The organism is Niastella populi, from assembly GCF_002078015.1.
GTDB classification, from domain to species: Bacteria; Bacteroidota; Bacteroidia; order Chitinophagales; family Chitinophagaceae; genus Niastella; species Niastella populi.
Genome location: NZ_LWBP01000056.1, coordinates 167647 through 188951 on the forward strand (window position 1 = coordinate 167647; position 21305 = coordinate 188951).

Genomic DNA, 21305 nt, shown 5'->3' on the forward strand with positions numbered 1-21305 from the left:
ATATTTTTCAGTTTTACCGGTTATTACGTCTTATCATCAGGAAGTTTGCCATCCACTGGAAGGCAATAAACCCTATAAAAAAAGCATACGCAAGATTAACAGAGGCCGGAATGTTTATGTAAATTGTGTATAAAGCAATTAATCCCAGTACCGCCATTCCAATGGTATAAAGCATAATTGAGTTGTACCTCGATGGAATGAACATTACGCCGCACAAAACCATCATGGCCCCGCCGTACCCTGCTACAAATAAATAAAACGCATCTGAGGTGATAAAATACAACGCCACCCCTGCAATTAACACCAGCAGGCTTGCTGCTACAAAGTTGGAACTTAACTTTTCTTTTCTATCGAGCAGGAACCTGCCGTACGCATTGAACCGAAGCAACATGTTGCTTACGGGTTTTATAACCCAGGTTGAAAATGCAAATACTACCAGCGCAATGATAATGGGGGTAACAAAAGGCCTGAAGGAAGGGCTGCTGTCTGCGAGTTTGTTCAAAAGCTGTGTTCCAAAATAAACACCGATCACAAAACCCCACTGGTAATTGGACGGCAGATTGCTGATCCAGAATTGATATTTAAGGAACATCCTGTAGATCGGGTTACTTGCTTTCAGCGCTTCTATCATGCCTTTCTGCGCGTACTCATAATTGGGATTGTTCTTCAGCGCTTCTTTGAAATGCTTCAGTGCTTTTTTATGATCGCCTTTCTCAAGCAACCCCCAACCATAGTTAGTATGGGTATAGGCATTGTTGGGGTCCTGCCGCAATGCCCCTTCTATGGTTTGAAAAGATTCTTCTTTCCGGTTCAGCTTTATCAATACCGTGCTGCGCACGTTCAGCGCCAGCAGGTCTTCGGCATCAATCTCCAAAGCCTGGTTGGCCAGGCGCAAACTTTCTTCAAACTGCTTGCGGGCCAATTTAATGTTAGCGAACCAGGCAAAATAATCGGCGGTATATGGGTCGAGTGTGATGGATTGCTGAATACTTTTTTCGGCATCATCAAACCTGTCTTTCTGAATATCGATCCTCGATTTTATAAAATACAAATGCGCGGTATCGGGCGAAAGCCCGATCGCATCGTCAATAATGCTTTCCGCTTTTTCTACTCTATCCTGTTGCAGATTCAATTCCGCCAGCAACGACAGATAGTAAATATTGGTAGGTTCCTGTGCCAGTAATTGTCTCAGGATCTTCTCCGCTGCGTCGTATTTTTTCTGCTGAATGAGAATACCAATTTTCGAAAGACTGTACTCGATCATGTCACTTTTTTATTTTTAAATAGGATAGAATATCATCGTACAAACCGGAATCATTGGCAAACATGGCAAAATTCTTTGCGGTAGTGAACCATTCCTGTGTACTGGCTTTATGTTTTTTCACCGCATTCAGCAGGTCCTTCGTTTCAATGGGTTTGGGAACGCCATCGGTAAAAGAGGATTCCAGTTTCAATTCAATGGCAATATCGATGACGGCATCGATATCGGCGCCGGAGTAATTTTCGGTCTTTCTGGCGAGTTGCGAATAATCGATAGCATCAATTGGCTTGTTCTTCAGTTTCAATTTCAGGATCGATTCGCGGGTGGCTTCATCGGGCGGCGGCACAAAAACGATCCTGTCGAACCGGCCCGGTCTTCTGAACGCAGGGTCAAGGTTCCATGGCGTATTGGTGGCGCCAATGATGAGCACGCCTTCATTGCTTGTGTCGATGCCATCGAGCTCCTGTAAGAACTGATTGATCAAATGTCGGCCCGCAGATTGTTTCATATCGCTTCTGCTGGCGCCCAGCGCATCTATTTCATCGATGAACAGGATGCAGGGTGTATTGTAACGGGCCAGCTCGAAGATCTCATGCAGGTTCTTTTCGCTGTTCCCCACCCACATATCGAGAATATCACTCAGGCCCACGCTGATGAATCTGGCATTTACCTGTCCGGCAGTTGCTTTTGCCAGAAAGGTTTTACCGCAACCGGGCGGACCGTATAACAAAATACCGCCGCCGATCTTTTTGCCGTAGGCCTTATATAGTTCGGGATGTAATAATGGTTTTATGATCTTTAATTCGATCTCTTTTTTCACCGCATCCATACCGCCCACATCACTGAAGTTTATGGATGGCTTTTGCAAAAAGCGGCTATCATACGCATCTTCTTCCTCCGGCTCACTTTCTGTTGGCCCACCTTTAACCCGCAGTTGACTGTCGAGCTCTTCATCGTAGAAATTCGGGTCAATGCCCAATACCCTTTTATAGGTGTCGATGGCTTTGGCTACCGAGTTTTCTTTCAGTAAGCCTTTGGCATATAAAACAAGCGCCTCGATATCGGCGCGGCCGCTTTCAATAAATTCTTCGAGGATCACATTACAGGCCGAGTAGTTGCCTTTTCTGTAGAAAACTTTTGCCAACCCGATCTTTGCCTTTGTGTCATTCACAAATTTCAGCACCTGGGTATACTCTGTTTCCGCTTCCTCCAAACGGTTCAGCCCCAGCAAGGTATCGGCCAGCAGCAACCTCAGCGGCGTATTGTTGGGCGAATGCTTCAGGGCTTCCCGCAAACTATCGATGGTACTTTCGTTCATTGTTATTTGGTATTACTATCGTCTTAAATATTTACTAACGGAACGTTAAAATCACAGGCAAATGAACGCCGTTTTAGTCTCCGTTCCAATATAGGCGAAATATACAAAATAGATAATTACCAATAACTTTATTGCCCGGGAACCCGCTGTACCACTCTTATTCTTTTATTGAAAACCAGTTTACCTTTTATGAACACCTTCAGGTAATAACGTTGCGGCGGGCGGTAACCCATATCGTATTGAAAAACAGCTTCCCTGAGGTTGGCATACCGGTGCTCTTCCACCACTTCATTATTACCGCCATCGGCAACTATTTGTACAAGGGCGTCCTGCGGCTGGTTACTGAAATAATCCATTATCACTTTGCCTTTTGTCATGGTAGGGAATAAACCAACAGCGATCTCTTCGCTGGGTTTTGCCCATTGTAAACTGTCGGGCGATACCATAAATTCATAACTCACGCCATTCCCGAAATCGGATTCAAAACTTTTAAGCATCTCCCCTTTTCCATTCAATATTTTGCAGGTGCCCCTTCCGGCCCTTACAGCATACCAGAATTCGAGCCCGTTACCTGAAGTATCCACTATATCGAACCGGTAACAACCGGGTTGCAGGCTAATGGTATCCCTGTAGAGCGTATCTTTTAACAACGAACCCAGCCGGCGTTCGAAAACGGGTTTCCCGGCTGCATCGATGACGCTGTAACTATTGTCCGCCGGTTTGCTATTCGTTCTGAAATGTATAATGATCTGATTATCGTGCACCGGAACGCTTTGAAAATAGCTTACCACTTTATTATCGGCGGGGTAGTTATCTTTTCCACCATTGGGTTGTTCTATTGAGACGGCAAATTCATTCCCGCCGTTTTTACCATCGATCGCGCCTGGCAGGGTGATCTGTTCGGTTTGGCCGAAGGCCAGACTGCCTTTCCATTTGACTACCCGGGTGGGAAATCCCTTAGTACCATACCTGAACTGGCACGATGTAAGATTGGCAGCGCCATTGTTCTTAATAACGATCACCGGGTTCATACAGGCCGGGTTCTTTCGCCGGTAGATATCCGTTGTTGAAGGCACAACAACTTCTTCCAGCGAAACATCCACCTTTGAAACCGGGGCGCCATATTCTATTAGGTAAGCATAAATATTTTCTATCACATTGCGATCGCTTGTTGTATAAGGCTCCATTTGAATATCGAACACATTTTCCTGCTTTGCAACAAGCCGTTGATCGATGATCTCCGGCTGGTTCAAATAACCGGGGCACCAGTTGGCCCGATCGATTACCCAGGTACCGGCCTGCGGATATAAAGGGTTGTCACCGCATTTTTTCCAGAGATCTGTTTTACGCACCATTTTATTATTCCACCAGATCTCGCGAAAACGGCTGCAAAACTCACCGCAACCATTGCTATCCATTCCGTGCCCGGTTTGCAGAACGTACAACCGCGCCGTAGTGCTTTTTTCATTGGGTTTAAAAGTATATGGGCGCAACTCGTTCTCAATAGGCGCTGCGCTGTTCCCATATTGAAAACCGGCATTATACACTTTATGCAAAGCCAGCGGGGTTGCAACGGCCGGCCCTTTTATGAAAGAAAATTGAAGTTGAATTTTCCAACCGCGGTCTTTATTTTCTTCATAACCCGAATGGATGTATTCTATTTCAACGCTGTCGCGCAGGAGCAGGCTGAAATCGGTAAGATCGACCTGCCATTGAAAATTCCATTCTTTCGAAAACGCACCGCCGTAGGGCGTAAGCATTTGCGCAAGGGTATAATCGAGAATGGGCGCGTTTTTACCACCCTGCCGTTTCAGTACGATGCGATCTGAATAATCCCAGTCGGCACAACGCATGGAATCGGGACAGGCGAATTTCACATAGAGGGTGGCCTTTCGCAGGGGAAAATCCTTTCCGGGGAAAACAGTCCAGCGGCTATAGGGGTTTACACCTTTTGAGGGATCGGTGACTACCTGATCGTAGGAAATAACAACATGTGAAGTATCGGAAGCAAAGGAAGCAACTTCCTGTAACAATAAAATCAACAGAAAGATCGCTGTCCTTTGCCAGCCGGAAAAAAAGCTGATGCTGCGCTTATTCATATTACCCGGTTTCATAGTTTGCAAAGAAACGGGTTTTGCAGTACCGGGGTGTGAAAAATATACAAGCGGAATAATTATTGTTTGATCAAAAAGCGCCGAAGATCATCTTTAATCCTCCGGCAAAGCAAACCAGTGCCGGTATACTTTACTGATATAGGTTGCCAGCAGCAGCAGCAATATCACAGCCCCGCCAACTTCGGCATAAATGACATATTCTTCAAAATTGTACAAATTTTTATACACCCATCCATCATGATCTAACTGATATTTTTTGTACTCATAACACCATCCATACACCAGCAATGGAAACGCTGTCACTATAAACACAAATAAATTGATACAGATCCCGGTTATAGCCATTCTTCTTTTGGCCTTCCAAACAGCTAAACTGCCAAAGAAAAATAAGAGAACATAAACGATCATGAAGCTCAAAAAATGGATGGCGTCTGCCCGGGAAAAACCGAGGATCATGGCTGTAATGATCGTGAGCAATACACCAGTCAACACCGACAGCCAAAACGTACGGATAGAACTATGCCTGAAAATAAAGATCAGCAATGTAATGCCCAGGGTAACATAATAAAACACCCGCATAAAGGCATACTTGTCGTTGCCACGCCACCGGCTCTTTTTCATCATGATATGTGAAATGCTGTTGTCTATTTTGCCAAGGCGGTATTTTTTCCGGATCATTTCCAGCGGAAGTTCATTTCCGGTTATAGTTTCGTCGTTGTAATAGTACCGCGAGTGTTTGTAGTAATATTTTTTAAGCAGTACATCAAGTTCGCGAGTGATAGTTTCCCGCTCAGCCGGTGTGGGCGGATGCCCGTTTACTTTTTTAAAGATCTCAAATGCACTCAACAAATCATCATTCGCTTTTGACCAATACAGATAGGGAGAAAGAAAACTATAGTCGGGTGTATTATACACCAGGTATACAGAGTCTTTTACCTTAACTATGCTATCGGCTTCATTTATTTTGGTGTAGAAATCCGATGAATCGTACCGGTAATCATTGATAATATAACTGGTTACCGGATCATCGACCTCATTTTCATCCTTTACTTCCTTTTTTACAGAAGCAACAAGTTGAATCCGGTGATATTGCCACGGCTCCTTTAGCTTGTCATACTCAACCTGGAAGATCTTTATATTGATATTATTGACATCCCGAATAATTTCTTCGTCGGTATAAGTATTATTTGCGCGAACGCTTTCCACTATGGGATGCACATAGGGAAAACTTACCAGTATTCCGGAAGCCATGAAATACAAGAAAAATGTCACCAGCCCATGCAGTGGATGAATGATACCATATTTTTTGAACACGTTAAACCGTAGCAGGTAGATCATCCAGACGATGAAGCCGATCCCTGAAACGATCGATACAAAACCAATCCAGGCCTCCATGGTTGAATAATCCCTCGGATCATTGGGTTCAAGAAAGCAAATTACAGTCAGTACAAAAAGGAATAAAATACCATAGTACACTACCAGGTGGGCACGTGTGCTCCAGATACCGGGTTTATTCAGCAATAATTTTTGGTCGGCTCTTTTAAGAAACCCTGGCATCAGGGGTCTTTTTATATTCATGGGTAGTAATATTAAATGAATCGTTTTGTTGAATGGGTGATATCGCGGAAATAGGAAATGGGAATACCGGCGGTAACCAGTTTCGCCAGCATCTCCTGCGCAGGTAAAGTAGCAGAAGAAACAGTGTAGAACCCGCCATTGAACTGAACTTCGCCCTCAGCGGCAAGCACGTTCAGTAACTGGTCTCTTTTAACCGTTGTTTCCAGCTCTATCACAAACGCGGTGGCAGTTTTTTCCTGCTCGCCCGTTCTGAAAAGGCAGGAGCCTTTTTTGATCAGGAGTACCGTGTCGGCTATCTTTTCCACTTCATGCAATTGCTGTGAGCTGAGCAATATACCCATGGGGTTATGCACCGATTTGGCCATGAACCGCAGATCGGTGAGTATACTTTGCTGTGCATTGATATCGAGGTTGGCCAACGGCTCATCGAGGATCAGCAGTTTCGGCTTCTGCAATAAGATGCGCGCAATCTCAAACCGGGTACGGTAACCGCTGCTGATCTGGTTCCAGGTAAGGTGGGCATAAGGTGTGAGATCGAGCCGCTCCAGCATAAAGTCGACCATCACCTCATTCTCTTCTCCCTTTACGCCCGAAATGGCAGCGGAGAAATGCAGGTTATCTTTCAACAAACCGAACCATCGTGGAATGCGTTGCGGAATAAATGCGAGGTGGTGTTTTATTTCGTAATGATCAGGATTTTCCAACTGTGCAAACTGCAGTTCACCCGAAGTAAGGGCAAGTTGTGCGGCCATACAACGTAACAGGGTGGTTTTACCGTTACCATTCTCCCCTACGATGCCCAAAACATCACCGGTATTCACCTGCAGGCTGATCGGTTGCAGGCTGAAATTGCCTGAACTGTATGTTTTACTGATCTGGGAGGCCGTTACCAGCGGTGCTGTTCTTTCGGTAAACCGTTCAGCAACCTGATCGATCCTGTTCAACAGGCTATTGGCCGATTCAATGAATGCCGGCGGTAAACCTGCGTCCTTATATTGCCGGTAAAGCCGGCTAAACGCTATGGCTTCTTTCAGTAACGACAGATCCGCCGTATCGAGGGAGGCATCCAAAATTCTTCTAACTGCTAACGAATGATCATTATGCTGTAGGTAGGATTGAATTTCAGCAATTCTTTTGTGCATTGGGTATTAGGTTGATATAAAGATGCAGGTAAAAAACGGTAAATGGAAATACCAACGTAAAAGCATCTCTCCTTATTTTCATAAATTAGTGCTAATTTCCTAAAATAGATAACCTATTTTTATCATATGAAGTTCTTGCCCGCCAAAACACTTCTGCTGATACCAGCACTTCTTTTCTCTCATACCTGCTTTTGCCAAAAGAAGTTCTCACCAGTCGATACCGCTTCCATTCGTCATTCACTTGACCAGGCAAACGCGCTCTTCAAAAAAAATTTATACGATTCGGCCATTGGCAAATGCAACCAGGTGCTGCAACTGACCGAAAAGAACAATCTCAAATTATTGTCGGCCGCCGCCTGGGATATCATTGGCGAAGTAATGATGGCCAACGGAAAATTTCCACACGTAAGAAGATACGATTCGCTGATCTTACCCATAGCAACGCAGTTCAAAGACACTACCCTTATAATAAGCGTAAGAACCCGCGAAGGAGTTTACCTGCTTGAACATGGAAAGAATGGAGAAGCTGCCGATCATTTTTTAGCGGTGCTCGATATGCGGCTCACCAAAGAACAATCGTTAAAAACGGCAGAGGTATACGGCAACATGGCTTCTATTTATATGAACCTGAGCAAAAAGAACGAGGCCATGAACTGGTTCTTCAAAGCCCTGCGGTTATACGAAAAACACGATCATCATCCGGGCATGGGTGAAACCTACAGCAATATATCTTCCATTTACTACCTGATGGGGCAAACGAACGATGCCATAGATTTTCAAAAGAAAAGCATCTGGCACCGCGAAAAACAGCAGGATATCCAGGGCCTCATCATTCCTCACATCAATATTGGACAACTATACCTGCTCAAAGACTCGTTGAACCTTTCGCTCGATCACCTGAACAGGGCAGTTACCCTGGCGGAAAAAATAAATAACATCAAATTAAGAGCGGCAGCCTACTCGGGTATGTCAACCTTTTTTGTAAAGACAAAACAATACGGCCCCGCGCTTACCTGGCAGAATAAATCGATTGCCCTGTTTGAAGAAACAGATAACAAGACGATGCTATCGCGGTTGTATATTTCAGCCGGGAACCTCGCCAGTTCCACCAACGACTCCGCCACCGCCATCGCATTTTATCAGAAGGGGCTGAGCCTTTCAAAACAGCTCGGCAACCTGGAAAATACCGGGAATGCCTATGAAAAAATGAGTGCCTTTTATTTTGGGCGCCATGATTTTGAAAAAGCCTACCAGTATTATAAGATCTACACCAGCTACCGCGATACCATTGCCATTGCCAGCGCCCTCACCAATATAGAAAAAGTGAAGATCGAATACGAAACGGAAAAGAAAGACAATGAGATCCTGAAACTGGCCAGTGAGCAGCGGATAAAACAGCTGCAGATAGAAAAACAACAGGCATTACTGGAAGGCAACCTGCTTGAAGCCGCCAGAAAGGAAAATGAAATAGAATTGCTTGGCAAAGCAAAAGAGTTGCAGACATTGAAAATAAAACAACAGGATGAAGAGCTGGAAAAACAATTGCTGCTGGCACGCAACAATGAACAACAATTACAACTGGCCGAAAAAGAAAAACAGTTACAGCAAAAACAGCTGCGCAATTCAAACCTTACCAGGAACTTTATTCTTGGCGCCGCAATATTGCTGGTGCTGGTGGGTTATTTCCTTTTCAACCGCTACCAGCTCAGAAGAAAGATAAAAGAGCAGGAATCGCTGCTGGCGGTGCGTAACGATATTGCGAAAGACCTGCACGATGAGATCGGGTCTACACTTACCAGTATCATGATCTTATCGGAAGTATCGGGAAAGAACCTGCAGCGCGACCAGGCAAAAACATCATCCTTTCTGCAAAAGATAACCGAGCAATCGGCCGCGGTGCAACAGGGCATCAGCGATATCGTATGGGCGGTAAAACCTGACAATGACAAGCTGGAGAACATGGTGATCAGGATGCGGGAATACGTTGCACAAACACTGGAATCGAAAAACGTTCATACGGTGATCAATATCGACTCGGCCATGCTCGACAAAACCCTCGATATGAACCAGCGCCGCGACCTGTTCCTTGTATTCAGGGAAGCGGTGAACAATATTGCCAAGTATGCCGGCGCTACCGAAGTACAGGTAACGCTGGGAAAGATCGATAACGATCTGCAACTGCAGGTGGTTGATAACGGCTGCGGTTTCGAACCGGGTAAACAAACCTCTTCGAACGGCCTGAAAAATATGCAGGCGCGCGCCATTTCGCTGAAAGGTAAATGCGATATTCATTCTGAACCGGGTAAAGGAACCGCAGTAACATTGCGCATTCCCACTACATGATCATGTAGTTGCCCGGTATAACCAGCAACCTATATATTAGCTTATGGTCATAAAAGTGCTGCTATACGACGATAATGAAGCTTTGCGTGCAAGCATGGAAACCCTGATATCGGAAGACCAGGGTTTTGAGCTGCTGGCGGCCATGCCGAATGCAGAAACGGTTGAAACAGACATCAGGGAACTGAAACCCGATGTGGTGCTGATGGATATCGATATGCCGGTTGTCAATGGCGTGGAAGCCGTTCGAAAAATAAGCCGCATCGATGACAAACTACCGGTGATCATGCTCACCGTGTTCGATGATAATGAAAATATCTTCAACGCCATTTGTGCCGGCGCTTCAGGCTATATTTTGAAGCGGTATGCCACGGAAGAAATATCTTCAGCCATCAGGATGGTGCTGGAAGGCGGCGCTCCCATGACGGGCTCCGTAGCGAGAAAAGTATTGATGATGGTGCCACAGGCAAAAACCGCCGAACAGGAAAAAAGCAATCTTACCGATAAGGAAACAGCCATCCTTAAATTTTTGGTAAATGGGTACAGTTATAAAATGATCGCCGGCGAATTGAAGATCAGTATCGATACCGTACGTTTTCATATCAAAAAGATCTACGACAAACTGCATGTACATTCCGCTACTGAAGCGGTTTCGAAGGCTATTAAGGATAAACTCGTTTAGGTGAATGGTGAATGGTCAATGGTCAATGGTCAATGGCCTCGCGATTATAATTACCGATTGCCGACGTACGCCGCGCTGAGGTTTGCGTTTCACGTTTGCCGTTTGCCTCTCCTTCTACACTACATAATGATGTAGTTGCCTCAAGCCCTCCCCCAGCCTAGTTTTACGGAAATATTTAAACCAAATGAAAAAGGTAATTACATCGGTGCTGATCTTTCTCGGCACAGTTGGTTCGCTGTTTGCCCAGTCATCAGATTTTATGCCGGGCGGCAATGTGATCTTCGAAGACAATTTCCTGCGCGACCCTGTTGGTGACTTCCCTGCGCGCTGGAGCACCAACAGCGAAGGCGCGGTGGTGGAACTGGACGGCTTTCCCGGAAAATGGCTGAAGATAAACGGCAACGTAGCCGTAAATCCGGAACTCAAAAAGAAACTCCCCGAGGATTGCACCATTGAATTTGACCTGGTGGTAAAACAGGGCTCCTGCCGGGTGCACTTTGGCGTTACGCCCATCAGCGATGTGGCAGCCGGAAATGTTCGCTACAAAAACATCGGCGTTACATTACAGAACCTTACCGGCTATCCCGATGTGGTCGTTAACAAAGATGTAATGGATGTAAGCTCAAAACGCGATTTCAGCATGGACGGTTATATCGATCGCATTCTGCATGTAGGCATCGCCATCAATAAAACCCGCTTCCGGGTTTACCTCGATGAAACAAAGGTTATCGATATGCCCAAGTTGCTGATACCCGAATACCGTAATAATTTCTATATAGCCGGTGGTACTTCCATCCCCGCCCCGCCGGAAGGTGTTTATATCAGTAATGTGAGGATCGCTGCCGGTGAAGCAGATGCCCGCCGTTTACTAATTAAACAATTGCTCACAGAAGGCGCTGCTGTTACTACCGATATCAATTTCAATCCACAAACCAATGCCCTTACCCAGGAATCGTTGCCCATGCTTGATAACCTTGGACAGGCCATGGTAGCCGATCCCAATTTGAATGTACAGATCAATGGTATGGAGCAACAGCCGGGAGGTTATATGCCAACTGAAGGAACAGGCGATGTAACCAACAGCAGTTCAGGCGCCATTAACGAAGAAAAGGTAAAACTTAAAGTAGAAAAGATGAAAACCTACCTGGTAAACAAATTTCATGTGAACATAGACCGTATTGTAACCGGTGTCAGCACTAAAATAAAAACAAAGAGCAGTGCCCTGCAAAACAGTAAAACCGGACAAAAGATAAAAGGGTTTGTCACAGAATTCGTGAAGCTCTGACCTGCAAACGTTCAACCTGAAATTTAATTACATGAAGAACTACCTGAACATGCTATTGCTGTTATGGCTTCCCATGCAACTGAATGCAATAGCAATAAACCGTGCATCCATTGGCACCCTCAGCTTCAGGGCAAACGGACATTTGTATACGGCCGATTCAACACATGCAAGAGGATATGCGGTACAACAAACGTCCCAGGCCTTTATCAACGGCGCCAATAACAATATGGTAATAGGCGCAGAATGGAAAGGCGTAAAAGGCCCCGGCGTGTATTCAATCGATACACGTACAGGCAAAGCCGAATTTTCCATCGATCATACAACCTATTATGCGAGACAGGCCGGCGATTACCTTACCATAACCGTAAAAACCGCCAGGCAACGAGGCGCATTCCTGTTACTGAACGGAACCTTTGAAGGACAGTTACAGGACAGGAACGGCAACAGGATAAAAATTGAAGCAGGTGTTTTTGCAACCACCTCCCTTTAACCCTGTTCAGGCAGCACTTCCTTTATAAAACAATCAACAAAACCTACAAATGAAAGATCTTCTATGGATAGCCGCATTGCTTGCGGCCTGTAATAGCACCGACCGTACTAAAAATGCCATTGCGCAGGAAAGCACAATAGCAAAGGAGAAAAAAACAGGCGGCAGTCCGGTTGCCTGCACCAACATGATCTTTTTTCAACCCGGCGCAGAGATCTATGCAAAAAGCTACAGTGCCTCGGGGAAGGTACAGGGCAGTACGCACACCAAAATAAAAGAAGTGAAAAAGGAGAATGGAATGACGGTAGCCTACGTGGAAGCCAGCGATACCAGCGACCGCAAACACATCACCAACATGAAGTACAATTACAAGTGTGATGGTAAAAGCATTTACCTGGATCTCGCTTCCATGATGCGCTCCACCGCCCAGGACAAGGATGCTCAATTTGAAGCCTCGCTGATAGAATACCCGATCAACGTTACAGCCGGCGAAACCCTGCCCGATGCAAGCGGTACCATGGCCATCATAAAAGGCCGGAAAAAGATGACCATGAAATACCATTACAAAGACCGAAAGGTAGAAGGCAAAGAAACAGTAACAACACCTGCCGGTACCTGGAAATGTTTAAAGATCAGTAACCGGGTTGAAATGGAAATCGACTTTCCGGGACTGGATGAAAAAGCAAAGAAGATGATGCAATCGATGACCAATCGAACGAAGACTACCGGCGTTACCTGGTTCTCCCCCGATTTCGGAATTGTTAAAATGGAATTGTACCAGAACGGAAAACTGCAGTCGAAGAACGAGGTCGTATCGGTAAAACGGTAATGGGAAAGCAACGACCTACATGCTTGTGTAGTTGATAAAGGAGCAGATCCTTACCATCTTTGACGTGTTATAATCATTAGCCAAAAATTAAAAATGGAAACATGAAAAAATTATTCTTACTGGTTTGCCTGATAGCGTTTTGTACGGGACTTTCGGCGCAGATAACCCCGGCAAAAAAAATCACCCCCATAAAAAAATTAACTCCCATAAAACTGAAAGGCAGTATTCCCTTTCTTATAAAAGGAAGCACAGCTATTAAGTATATAGTTCCCGCCAATGCCAGCAATCCCACCTTCAGAATGCAACGCGGCACTACCAGCGCCACAAGAAATGTTACGCGCAGCACAAGCGCAACCGCCCCTGATGCAAACGGCCGGTACTGCACTACCGCTATCGTAAGTGAAGAAAAAGGAGATTTTACCAAGATCGTACTGGGTAATCAAAACGACAAAGTATATCCCGGCGCCATCTATTACGACAACGCATTTATAGAGGGCACCTACAACGCCCCCGCCAACCTCGAATTAAAACCGTATGACATAACCACCGATCTGTATTCGGCCGCATTTTCCGGTACTTCTATCGTAAATGTACAACCCAGTGTGGGCGGTGTAAGTGACGGCATCGGTGAACTGATGAGAAAAGGCGGCAATGTAAAGAACGCCAGCCGCATCTCAGTTGAAGTAAAATCAATGAGCTCTTCAGAACAACTGGCTTTTGAAATTGGCGCCGGCTTTACCGGTTATGGCGCCGACCTGAACGTAGGCCTCAACTATCTGAAAGCAACCAATAAAAACGTATTCATAGCCAAGCTAACACAGGTATATTTTTCCGTTATGCTCAACAGGGCCGACGGAAAACTGCTGGCAGCCAACAGCGCGTCATTCCCTAACCTTGTTTATGTAAACAAGGTGAACTATGGCCGGCTGGGCTATATTTTGATCTCATCCGATTCAAGCCGGGAAGCTATACAGGCCGCACTGGACTTTACGTATAGCTCCGGCTCTGTTTCGGCGAGCGCCAATGCGCGGTTGAACTACCAGAAAACCCTTTCATCGATGGAGATAAGAGGTTTCTTTTTCGGCGGCGATGCAGCCAATACCATGACCCTTACTTCGGCAAACCAGTTGCAGTCATTTGACGATTATGTACAGAATGGTTTGCGGCTCGATCCGAACGTAGCCCCGGTTGCCATCAGCTATGAATTGAAATACCTGAATGACAATGCCACGGCTTCAACCCGCAGCACCACCACGTATACGGAAAGAAACTGCACACCGGCAAAAGGCATTAAGATCCAACTGCATAACGTAGCGGTGGAAGACATTCATGGCGGCGACTGCAGTTATGCCTGGGGCAATGTAGGCGTTGAAGTTTGGGAAACCAATGCACAGAAATCACCTGTGAAAATGCTGTACAGCACTACCTTGTGGAGCCACCCGTCAAATGCACCTAACCGTACGGTGATCAACTATGCCGACGTTCGCGCAGGCAATACCTTAAGACCTGAAATAAAGAATATAGCCAACGGTACCAAAAGCATTACCATCAATCCCCTGCTGGCCAGTGAAAACCGGGTCATGCTGCGGTTCAAATGCAATATAAATACCAACCATAAAGACAATGACATTGCCGCCCTTGGTTTTCATGGTATGAACCGGGTTGAAATCGTAGACAAAATGCTGAATGAAGTATTTGCAGGATCGGATATGATTGCAGCCAGACCCAACGACTATAAGTACGGTACCTATGTAGCCGGCCGCTGGTGCTCAAACACCGACCGCGTGCATTGCTTCTATGCATTGTTCACGGTAACGAATCAATAAGCCCGTTCATATGCACATACCTTATGAAGAAAAAAAGCTTCCCGGCCGCCCGGGAGGCTTTTGAAGTTTATACGCTTCTTTTTTACGATATTCGGGCAAAGCCTGTAAAAAGGCAGAAAACTTGTCATATGAAAATGAATATGCTCAAAGCTTTATTGATTGTTTCCTTTTGTTGCAGCCAGTTATTTCCCAAAGCCCAAAGCGATGGCGCCCCCGATACCGCCATCGTTGCCGATGGGGCCACTCCCCAACTGGTAGCCCGTAACTTTAGCTTTACCGAAGGCCCGGCAACCGACAAACAGGGCAATATTTATTTCACCGACCAGCCCAATAACAAAATATGGATCTATAAGACGGATGGCACGATAGCGCTATTTCTCGATAGCGCCGGCCGCTCGAACGGTTTGGATTTCGATAATAAAGGCAATCTTATCTCCTGTGCCGATGAGCAAATGCAGTTATGGTCAATAGACCGGAATAAAAAAGTAACCGTACTGATCAATGACCTCGAAGGGAAAAAACTGAATGGCCCCAATGATTGCTGGGTATCGCCCCGCGGCGATATTTATTTCACCGATCCTTATTACCAACGCAGTTGGTGGACAAGAACCAAACCTGAAATGGAAGCGGAAAAAGTTTATGTGCTTCGCCGTGGCAGCAAAACACCGGTACCCGTGGTGGACAGCCTCCAGCGCCCCAATGGTATTGTGGGCACTGCCGATGGAAAATTTTTATATGTTGCCGACATTAAAGGAAACAAAACATACCGGTACACGATCGGCAAAGACGGCTCGTTAAGCAATGCCCGGCTTTTTGCGCCTATTGGCTCCGATGGCATAACGCTCGATAATAAAGGCAATGTGTATCTTACCGGCAGAGGCGTTACCGTATTCAACAAGCAGGGCCAACGCATAAAAAATATTCCCATTCCCGAAAAATGGACCGCCAACGTAGCATTCGGCGGCAAACACCGGAATAAACTATTCATCACCGCCTCTGAAGGAGTATATGTACTGGATATGAAGGTGAAGGGAGTTGAGTAAGTACGATCGTGATCGCTCAATCCTTATCCGTATCATACGCCACGCCCTGCGCAAACATGAACAGGCCGTAACAAATGGTGGCAACAGCTACGATAATAAAATAAACGTGCCCTATATTATCGCCGATAAAATCAAATGCTTTATCTGTGTTCACAACGTGCCGGGCGTTTTCGGTAATACCGGCCTTTACAAAGAAAAACCCGGTGATGCCGAGAATGATACCGCGGCCCGCATACCCGGCCCATGCCAGTGCATGCACTGTATAGCGGAAAAAAGCGGAAAAACGATCTATATTTACCCGCTCGCGGTATCCCCGGGTGACGCCATACCACAATTGAACAAGGGCGGTCAGCAGATAAATCAAACCAATTGTTATAACCGGCCATGGCCCCGGGCCGCTCAGTAATTTTTGCACCATGGCCCGTTCTTCCTTTGGTTGCCCATCGGACTGAATATTGCCGGAGCCCAATAATACCCGTACAGCGGCAAATACGATCAGGATATCGGCTATAGTGCTCAATGCAATACCGCCTCTTTTAACGATGCCTTTCCAGTTTTTTCCATAATCATATGGATCGGTGACCGTTTCATAAAACCGCCATACGATATAACAAAGCGTGCCCAGCAAAATAATCCAGATCACTATTTTTCCGGCCAGATATTTGGCGAGTATGGCCATCATACTGGCTTCATCTGCCCCGCCATGCCGCAGTTTTAAAAAAGAGAGAATGGCAATTACACCAATGGCAGCATAAATGATACCGGTTGCAATACAACCGTATACAGGCAGGTAATGAATGATGGTCTTTTTTCCCGACTTCGCCATATAACTTCAATATCGAATGTGAAAATAGCTTTAATACTTCACCGGTTCATCATATGTAACGGCATATGCCTTGCTGTAATCTTTTACACCTGCCCGGCCCGCCACATAGCGAATGCCCTGCATGATATGCTGCACAAAAACCGGTTCGCTGTAATCCTTAGCATCATGCCCCAGCACCGAGCACCAGGTATAGCCGCCATCGTAATCATTTACCCAAACGGCGGGATACAATTCGGCATAACCACCTGCATGTTTTTTGATCAGTGCGGTTTGCGCAGTATCGGTAATCGTCAATGAAGTCATATCAAATGCCATTACAACTTTTGGGCCGGGGTATAGTTCCCTGGCAAAGTACATTTCGTCTTCTTTGATCCAATTTTTGGGAATGCCCTGAACTGAGGAGTGTTTTGTATCGATCGTTTTTACCGTAAGCTTTTGAAATCTGGGATGCCAGGCAAAGCTGCCGCCCAGCATCATCTTGAACCATTTCCAGTTACGTTCCGTTCCCAAAACGGAGTGAATTCCCACAAACCCGCCACCGGCTTCGATATAACGCCTGAAAGCAAGCCGTTGTGTTTCGTTGTCAAACACATCATTATTGGTGCTGGGAAAGATAACCAGGTTGTATCGTTTCAGATTGCCTTCTGTCATTACAGCCGGGTTGCCCGAAGTGTCGACCAGGAACCCATATTGCCGCCCCAGTTTTTGGATACAACTTACCGCCGCCGGAATATTGGCATGCACATATCCCGGTCCATTTCTGGTATACACCAGAACGGCCAGTTTTTTCCAGTTTATCTTCTTCTGCGCAACAAGCTGAAGTGTGACGAATGTGAATAAAAAACAGGCAATCGTTTTTTTATATTTGTTCATAGCCAGAAGTTCTTATGATAAAGATAATGATCTGTTGAAGATCACCGCAAACCCGTCATTTTCATTACTTCCGGCATTCTTCACCGCGTAGCAGCCATACAATGAAAGGGAGGCAGATTATAACGCAGCCTATACGAAATATTTTCAACATATTAAACTCTGATTAGCTGAAATACAAATTAAAATCTGACAATAGTTGTTCATTTTACACGTTTATACTTATCCTTTGATGAAGAACCAGCGGGGAAAGGCCATACTACACCAATAAGACCAGATAAATACATTTTTCCTATATAAAAATTCACCTTAAACGTCCTTACTCTATGCGCAGACTGCTGCTTTTGCTAGCGACCAGCCTGCCGATCTTGCATGCTACCGCACAAGACGGTCTTTGGTCCCCTGTTTCAAAAAGCGTTATTCAACCTTACCTTAATGGCCGTTCCGCAGTTTCAGCCATTCCTGTCAAATATGAACTGGTAAAGCTGAACCGGACCAAAATGCAACAGTTACAGTTGCAGGCCCCCCTGGTAAAACCAGGCATTCGTTCTTCGATATCGCCTGTTCGTGTAACACTACCGTTACCTGTCAATGGGAAAACCCTTTCGAGCGCTTTTACCGAATCGCCTGTATTATCCGATGCGCTCGCAAAACAACTCACCGGTTTTAAAACTTACGAATTGAAAGATCCGGTTACGCATGGTATTCAGGGCCGGTTGACAATTACCGAACACGGCGTTACCGGTTTTATTTTTTCAGAGAACGGCAACGCTTATATCAGCCCTGTCAGTCCCGATTTTCCGGATGTACATATGGTATATTATGTGAAAGATATTCCTTTTACCCAGCCTTTACTGTGCAACGTAAAAGAAGAGCTTGAACAAAAGAACAACGGCCGTGTTGAGGCCGTACTGGCCGGCGACTGCCAACTGCGTAATTACAGGCTGGCCATTGCCGTTACCGGAGAGTATACAACCTGGGCAGGCGGTACGCAGGCGCAGGCGCTTACCCATATCGGTATCCTTGTGAACGATGTAACTGCCATATACGAACGGGATGCGGGCATTACATTCACCCTGGTAAGCGATAACAGCATCATTTTTACCGATGCAGCTACCGACCCGTATCCTACCGAAGGATTTCCCAGCGGTACTACATTGACCACCAACCATACAATTATAAACGCTGCCCTGGGTAACGGCAACTATGACGAAGGCCTTGTACTGAACAATGGCTGGAACGGCGGCCTGGCAGCTTTAGGTGTTGTGTGTAACAACAGTTTTAAAGGCCGCGGCGCTGCAGGCCTTACCTTCGGTACAGGCGCCAACCCTACCCCGGGCCCGCAGGGCCCGGTATTCGTGGGTACGGTGGCCCATGAAATGGCGCACCAGTTCAATGTTACCCATACCATGTCGGCAACCAATGGCGGATGCTCGGGTAATGTAACCGCTTCTACCGCGTATGAACCCGGTGGCGGTTCAACCATTATGGCGTATGCCGGCGTTTGTTCAGGTAATTCTTACCAGAACAATTCAGACCTGTATTTTCATGGCGGCAGCATTTTGCAGATGATGGATTATGCCATCAACAATGCCACCTGCCGCACACCAACCGCAATGAGCAACGCGGCGCCCACCGTTTCGGTACCGGCGGCATCTTATACCATTCCGGTATCTACGCCGTTTATGCTTACAGCTACCGGTGCAGATGCGAATGCCAATACATTATCTTACAACTGGGAGCAAATGGATGCAAACGTTACCACTACTGCGCCTCCTTCTTCTACGGCTACCGGCGGACCAAACTTCCGCTCTTACCCGCTTTCGACAAGCAGTACCCGGGTGTTTCCGCGCCTGGCCGACATCGTGAGCGGTGCTGCGACAACTTATGAAGTATTGCCCTCCGTTACCCGCACCATGAACTTCCAGGTAATGGTGCGCGATGCAGCAAGCGGCGGCGGTTGCACGGCCAATACAAACGTGGCGGTAAATACCAATGCCGCCGCAGGCCCCTTTATCGTCACTTCACAAAACACAGCCTCCAACTGGACGGCCAACGGCAGCAATACTGAAACCGTTACCTGGAATGTAGCGGGTTCCAATACAGCACCCGTCAGCTGTTCGAATGTTGACATTATATTTTCTACCGATGGCGGTGTAACTTTCACCGATACCCTGCTTGCCAATACTGCCAACGACGGCACGGAAAATATTACCGTTCCCAGCCTTCCTACAAGTATTGGCCGCATAATGGTAAAAGCACGTGATAACATCTTCTTCAATATCAATACTGCCGATATCACCATCACCAGCAGTTGCTTGGCCAATGGAGCTTCCTTCTCGCCAGGCACCTCCGTTACCGGTGTTGCCGGCGATCCCTCGCTTAACCTAAGCCTGTCACCCAACTATGGTTCACCTGTAACCATCAGCGGTTCGCTGAGGGATACCGACCCCACCGCTAACCTTACCGTAGTTAACACCGCTACTAATGGCTGTATACAATTCGGGAACGTGTTCCAGTACGACACCTACCGGTTTACCCCCAGCGTAAGCGGTTCATATACCTTTACCCGCATCGGCGGCACCGGTTTACAGGTATTCAACCTGTATTCAGACAATTTTGTGCCCGGCAGCCCATGTACCAACTTCATCAATTCAAGCGGCCGGTATAATGGATTGGTAAATTTTGTTTCGAACTATTCAGCTACTTTAACTGCAGGCACGTACTATACCATGGCAGTGGGCACTTTCGACAATGGCAGCCCGAACTTACCAAGCGACTATACGATCAACGTTACGGGACCAGGCGCACTGTTCAACAACACGCCGAATCCCGGCGCAGGATTCACTTATACATATGTGATAGTTGACAACGCTACGGGGCTTATTAAGGCTTTCGACGCCGGCGCCGACCTTAGCAATGCCGCCGACTACCCGATAGGCACAAGCTATTCGGTATATGGCCTTTCCCATTCAACGGGTATTTCGGCCGCTACCTTTACTTCATACATAGGAACTTCCTTTACAACGTTCAGGAACGATGTATTGTATAACCCGGCAACGCTTTGCAGCAGCCTGGCTTCTACGGTAGTGCCTGTAACCATAACCTCGGTATTGTTTTCACAATCGCTGCAGTTAAAGGCCGGCAAAGCAGGAAAGGTGGTAAACCTGAAATGGTCTGCCGCTTCGCCGAATATCAGTCATTTCGAGATCTGGCGTTCGGCCAACAACAGCGATTTCAACGAACTGGTCGGTACCATGCAGGCCCATGACAATGACGGCGCAAGTATTGAATATGCGTTGAACGACAATACACCCATGACCGCATGGAACTATTACAGGCTTAAACAGGTTGATAAAGACGGCAGCTCAACCCTGAGCAATATTGCAGGTGTGAATATGCAGAAGAATGCATCGGCCCTGTCAGTTTATCCCAACCCGGTAAGGTCGTCTTTCACCCTTTCATACAATGCTCCGAAGGTAGAAACAGTAAACGTGCGCATTTTCAACAGCACGGGCAGCCTTGTTTATCAGAATAGTTTGTCAGCGCAAACCGGCGACAACCAGTATACAATACCGGCGGCTATTCTGCCCAAAGGCATTTATGTAGTGCAGGTAGTCAGCAGCGGTGACAGTTATAATGCCAGATTCGTGAAAGAATAATACAACTAAAAACCCGAAATAAAAAAGAAGGGCATTCAATTC

General features: G+C 46.4%; 15 protein-coding genes. 8 read left to right on the top strand and 7 right to left on the bottom strand.

The features are described from left to right. Window positions 1-13: 13 nt before the first annotated feature. From A4R26_RS07265 to A4R26_RS07285, 5 genes are all read right to left on the bottom strand, one after another. Window positions 14-1264: a tetratricopeptide repeat protein gene (locus tag A4R26_RS07265; RefSeq protein WP_081162914.1), complete on the bottom strand. Its 1251-nt coding sequence runs from the start codon at window positions 1262-1264 to the stop codon at window positions 14-16. Window position 1265: 1 nt separating this feature from the next. Further along, window positions 1266-2579: an AAA family ATPase gene (locus A4R26_RS07270; RefSeq protein WP_081162918.1), complete on the bottom strand. Its 1314-nt coding sequence runs from the start codon at window positions 2577-2579 to the stop codon at window positions 1266-1268. 128 nt (window positions 2580-2707) lie between these two features. Continuing rightward, window positions 2708-4678, bottom strand: coding sequence for a peptide-N-glycosidase F-related protein (locus A4R26_RS07275; protein ID WP_165760180.1), 1971 nt, complete (start codon window positions 4676-4678; stop codon window positions 2708-2710). A gap of 108 nt (window positions 4679-4786) precedes the next feature. After that, on the bottom strand, window positions 4787-6250 hold the full coding sequence (locus A4R26_RS07280; protein ID WP_133054578.1) for a hypothetical protein: 1464 nt from the start codon (window positions 6248-6250) through the stop codon (window positions 4787-4789). 32 nt (window positions 6251-6282) lie between these two features. Continuing rightward, entirely contained in the window at window positions 6283-7413 is a 1131-nt protein-coding gene (locus tag A4R26_RS07285) for an ABC transporter ATP-binding protein (RefSeq protein WP_081162931.1), read from the bottom strand. A 126-nt stretch (window positions 7414-7539) separates the two neighbouring features. Here A4R26_RS07285 and A4R26_RS07290 point away from each other — a divergent pair, with 126 nt between their 5' ends. The 7 genes from A4R26_RS07290 (at window position 7540) to A4R26_RS07320 (ending at window position 15905) form a co-directional block, all read left to right on the top strand. Beyond that, window positions 7540-9756, top strand: a complete 2217-nt coding sequence (locus A4R26_RS07290) for a tetratricopeptide repeat-containing sensor histidine kinase (protein WP_081162934.1) — start codon at window positions 7540-7542, stop codon at window positions 9754-9756. Window positions 9757-9799: 43 nt separating this feature from the next. Then, on the top strand, window positions 9800-10435 hold the full coding sequence (locus A4R26_RS07295; RefSeq protein WP_081162937.1) for a response regulator transcription factor: 636 nt from the start codon (window positions 9800-9802) through the stop codon (window positions 10433-10435). Between the two features lie 184 nt (window positions 10436-10619). Further along, window positions 10620-11720, top strand: coding sequence for an OmpA family protein (locus A4R26_RS07300; RefSeq protein ID WP_081162941.1), 1101 nt, complete (start codon window positions 10620-10622; stop codon window positions 11718-11720). A 31-nt stretch (window positions 11721-11751) separates the two neighbouring features. Next, window positions 11752-12210: a hypothetical protein gene (locus A4R26_RS07305; protein WP_081162946.1), complete on the top strand. Its 459-nt coding sequence runs from the start codon at window positions 11752-11754 to the stop codon at window positions 12208-12210. 49 nt (window positions 12211-12259) lie between these two features. After that, window positions 12260-13036 carry a TapB family protein gene (locus A4R26_RS07310; protein ID WP_081162951.1) on the top strand — a complete coding sequence of 259 codons (777 nt, stop codon included), beginning with the start codon at window positions 12260-12262 and terminating at the stop codon, window positions 13034-13036. Window positions 13037-13137: 101 nt separating this feature from the next. Continuing rightward, the gene (locus A4R26_RS07315) at window positions 13138-14862 is read left to right on the top strand and encodes a thiol-activated cytolysin family protein (RefSeq protein ID WP_081162955.1); all 1725 of its coding nucleotides are present in this window, start codon (window positions 13138-13140) and stop codon (window positions 14860-14862) included. Window positions 14863-14990: 128 nt separating this feature from the next. Next, the gene (locus A4R26_RS07320) at window positions 14991-15905 is read left to right on the top strand and encodes an SMP-30/gluconolactonase/LRE family protein (RefSeq protein WP_081163046.1); all 915 of its coding nucleotides are present in this window, start codon (window positions 14991-14993) and stop codon (window positions 15903-15905) included. A gap of 16 nt (window positions 15906-15921) precedes the next feature. Here A4R26_RS07320 and A4R26_RS07325 read toward each other — a convergent pair whose 3' ends face one another. Together A4R26_RS07325 and A4R26_RS07330 are read right to left on the bottom strand one after the other, a co-directional pair. After that, window positions 15922-16731: a DUF1206 domain-containing protein gene (locus tag A4R26_RS07325; RefSeq protein ID WP_081162959.1), complete on the bottom strand. Its 810-nt coding sequence runs from the start codon at window positions 16729-16731 to the stop codon at window positions 15922-15924. A 30-nt stretch (window positions 16732-16761) separates the two neighbouring features. Then, complete coding sequence (locus A4R26_RS07330) at window positions 16762-17604, bottom strand: ThuA domain-containing protein (protein ID WP_081162963.1); 843 nt, start codon at window positions 17602-17604, stop codon at window positions 16762-16764. A 323-nt stretch (window positions 17605-17927) separates the two neighbouring features. On the opposite strand from A4R26_RS07330, the gene A4R26_RS07335 reads away from it, so the two are divergent. After that, entirely contained in the window at window positions 17928-21263 is a 3336-nt protein-coding gene (locus A4R26_RS07335; protein WP_081162967.1) for a zinc-dependent metalloprotease, read from the top strand. Window positions 21264-21305 lie beyond the last annotated feature (42 nt).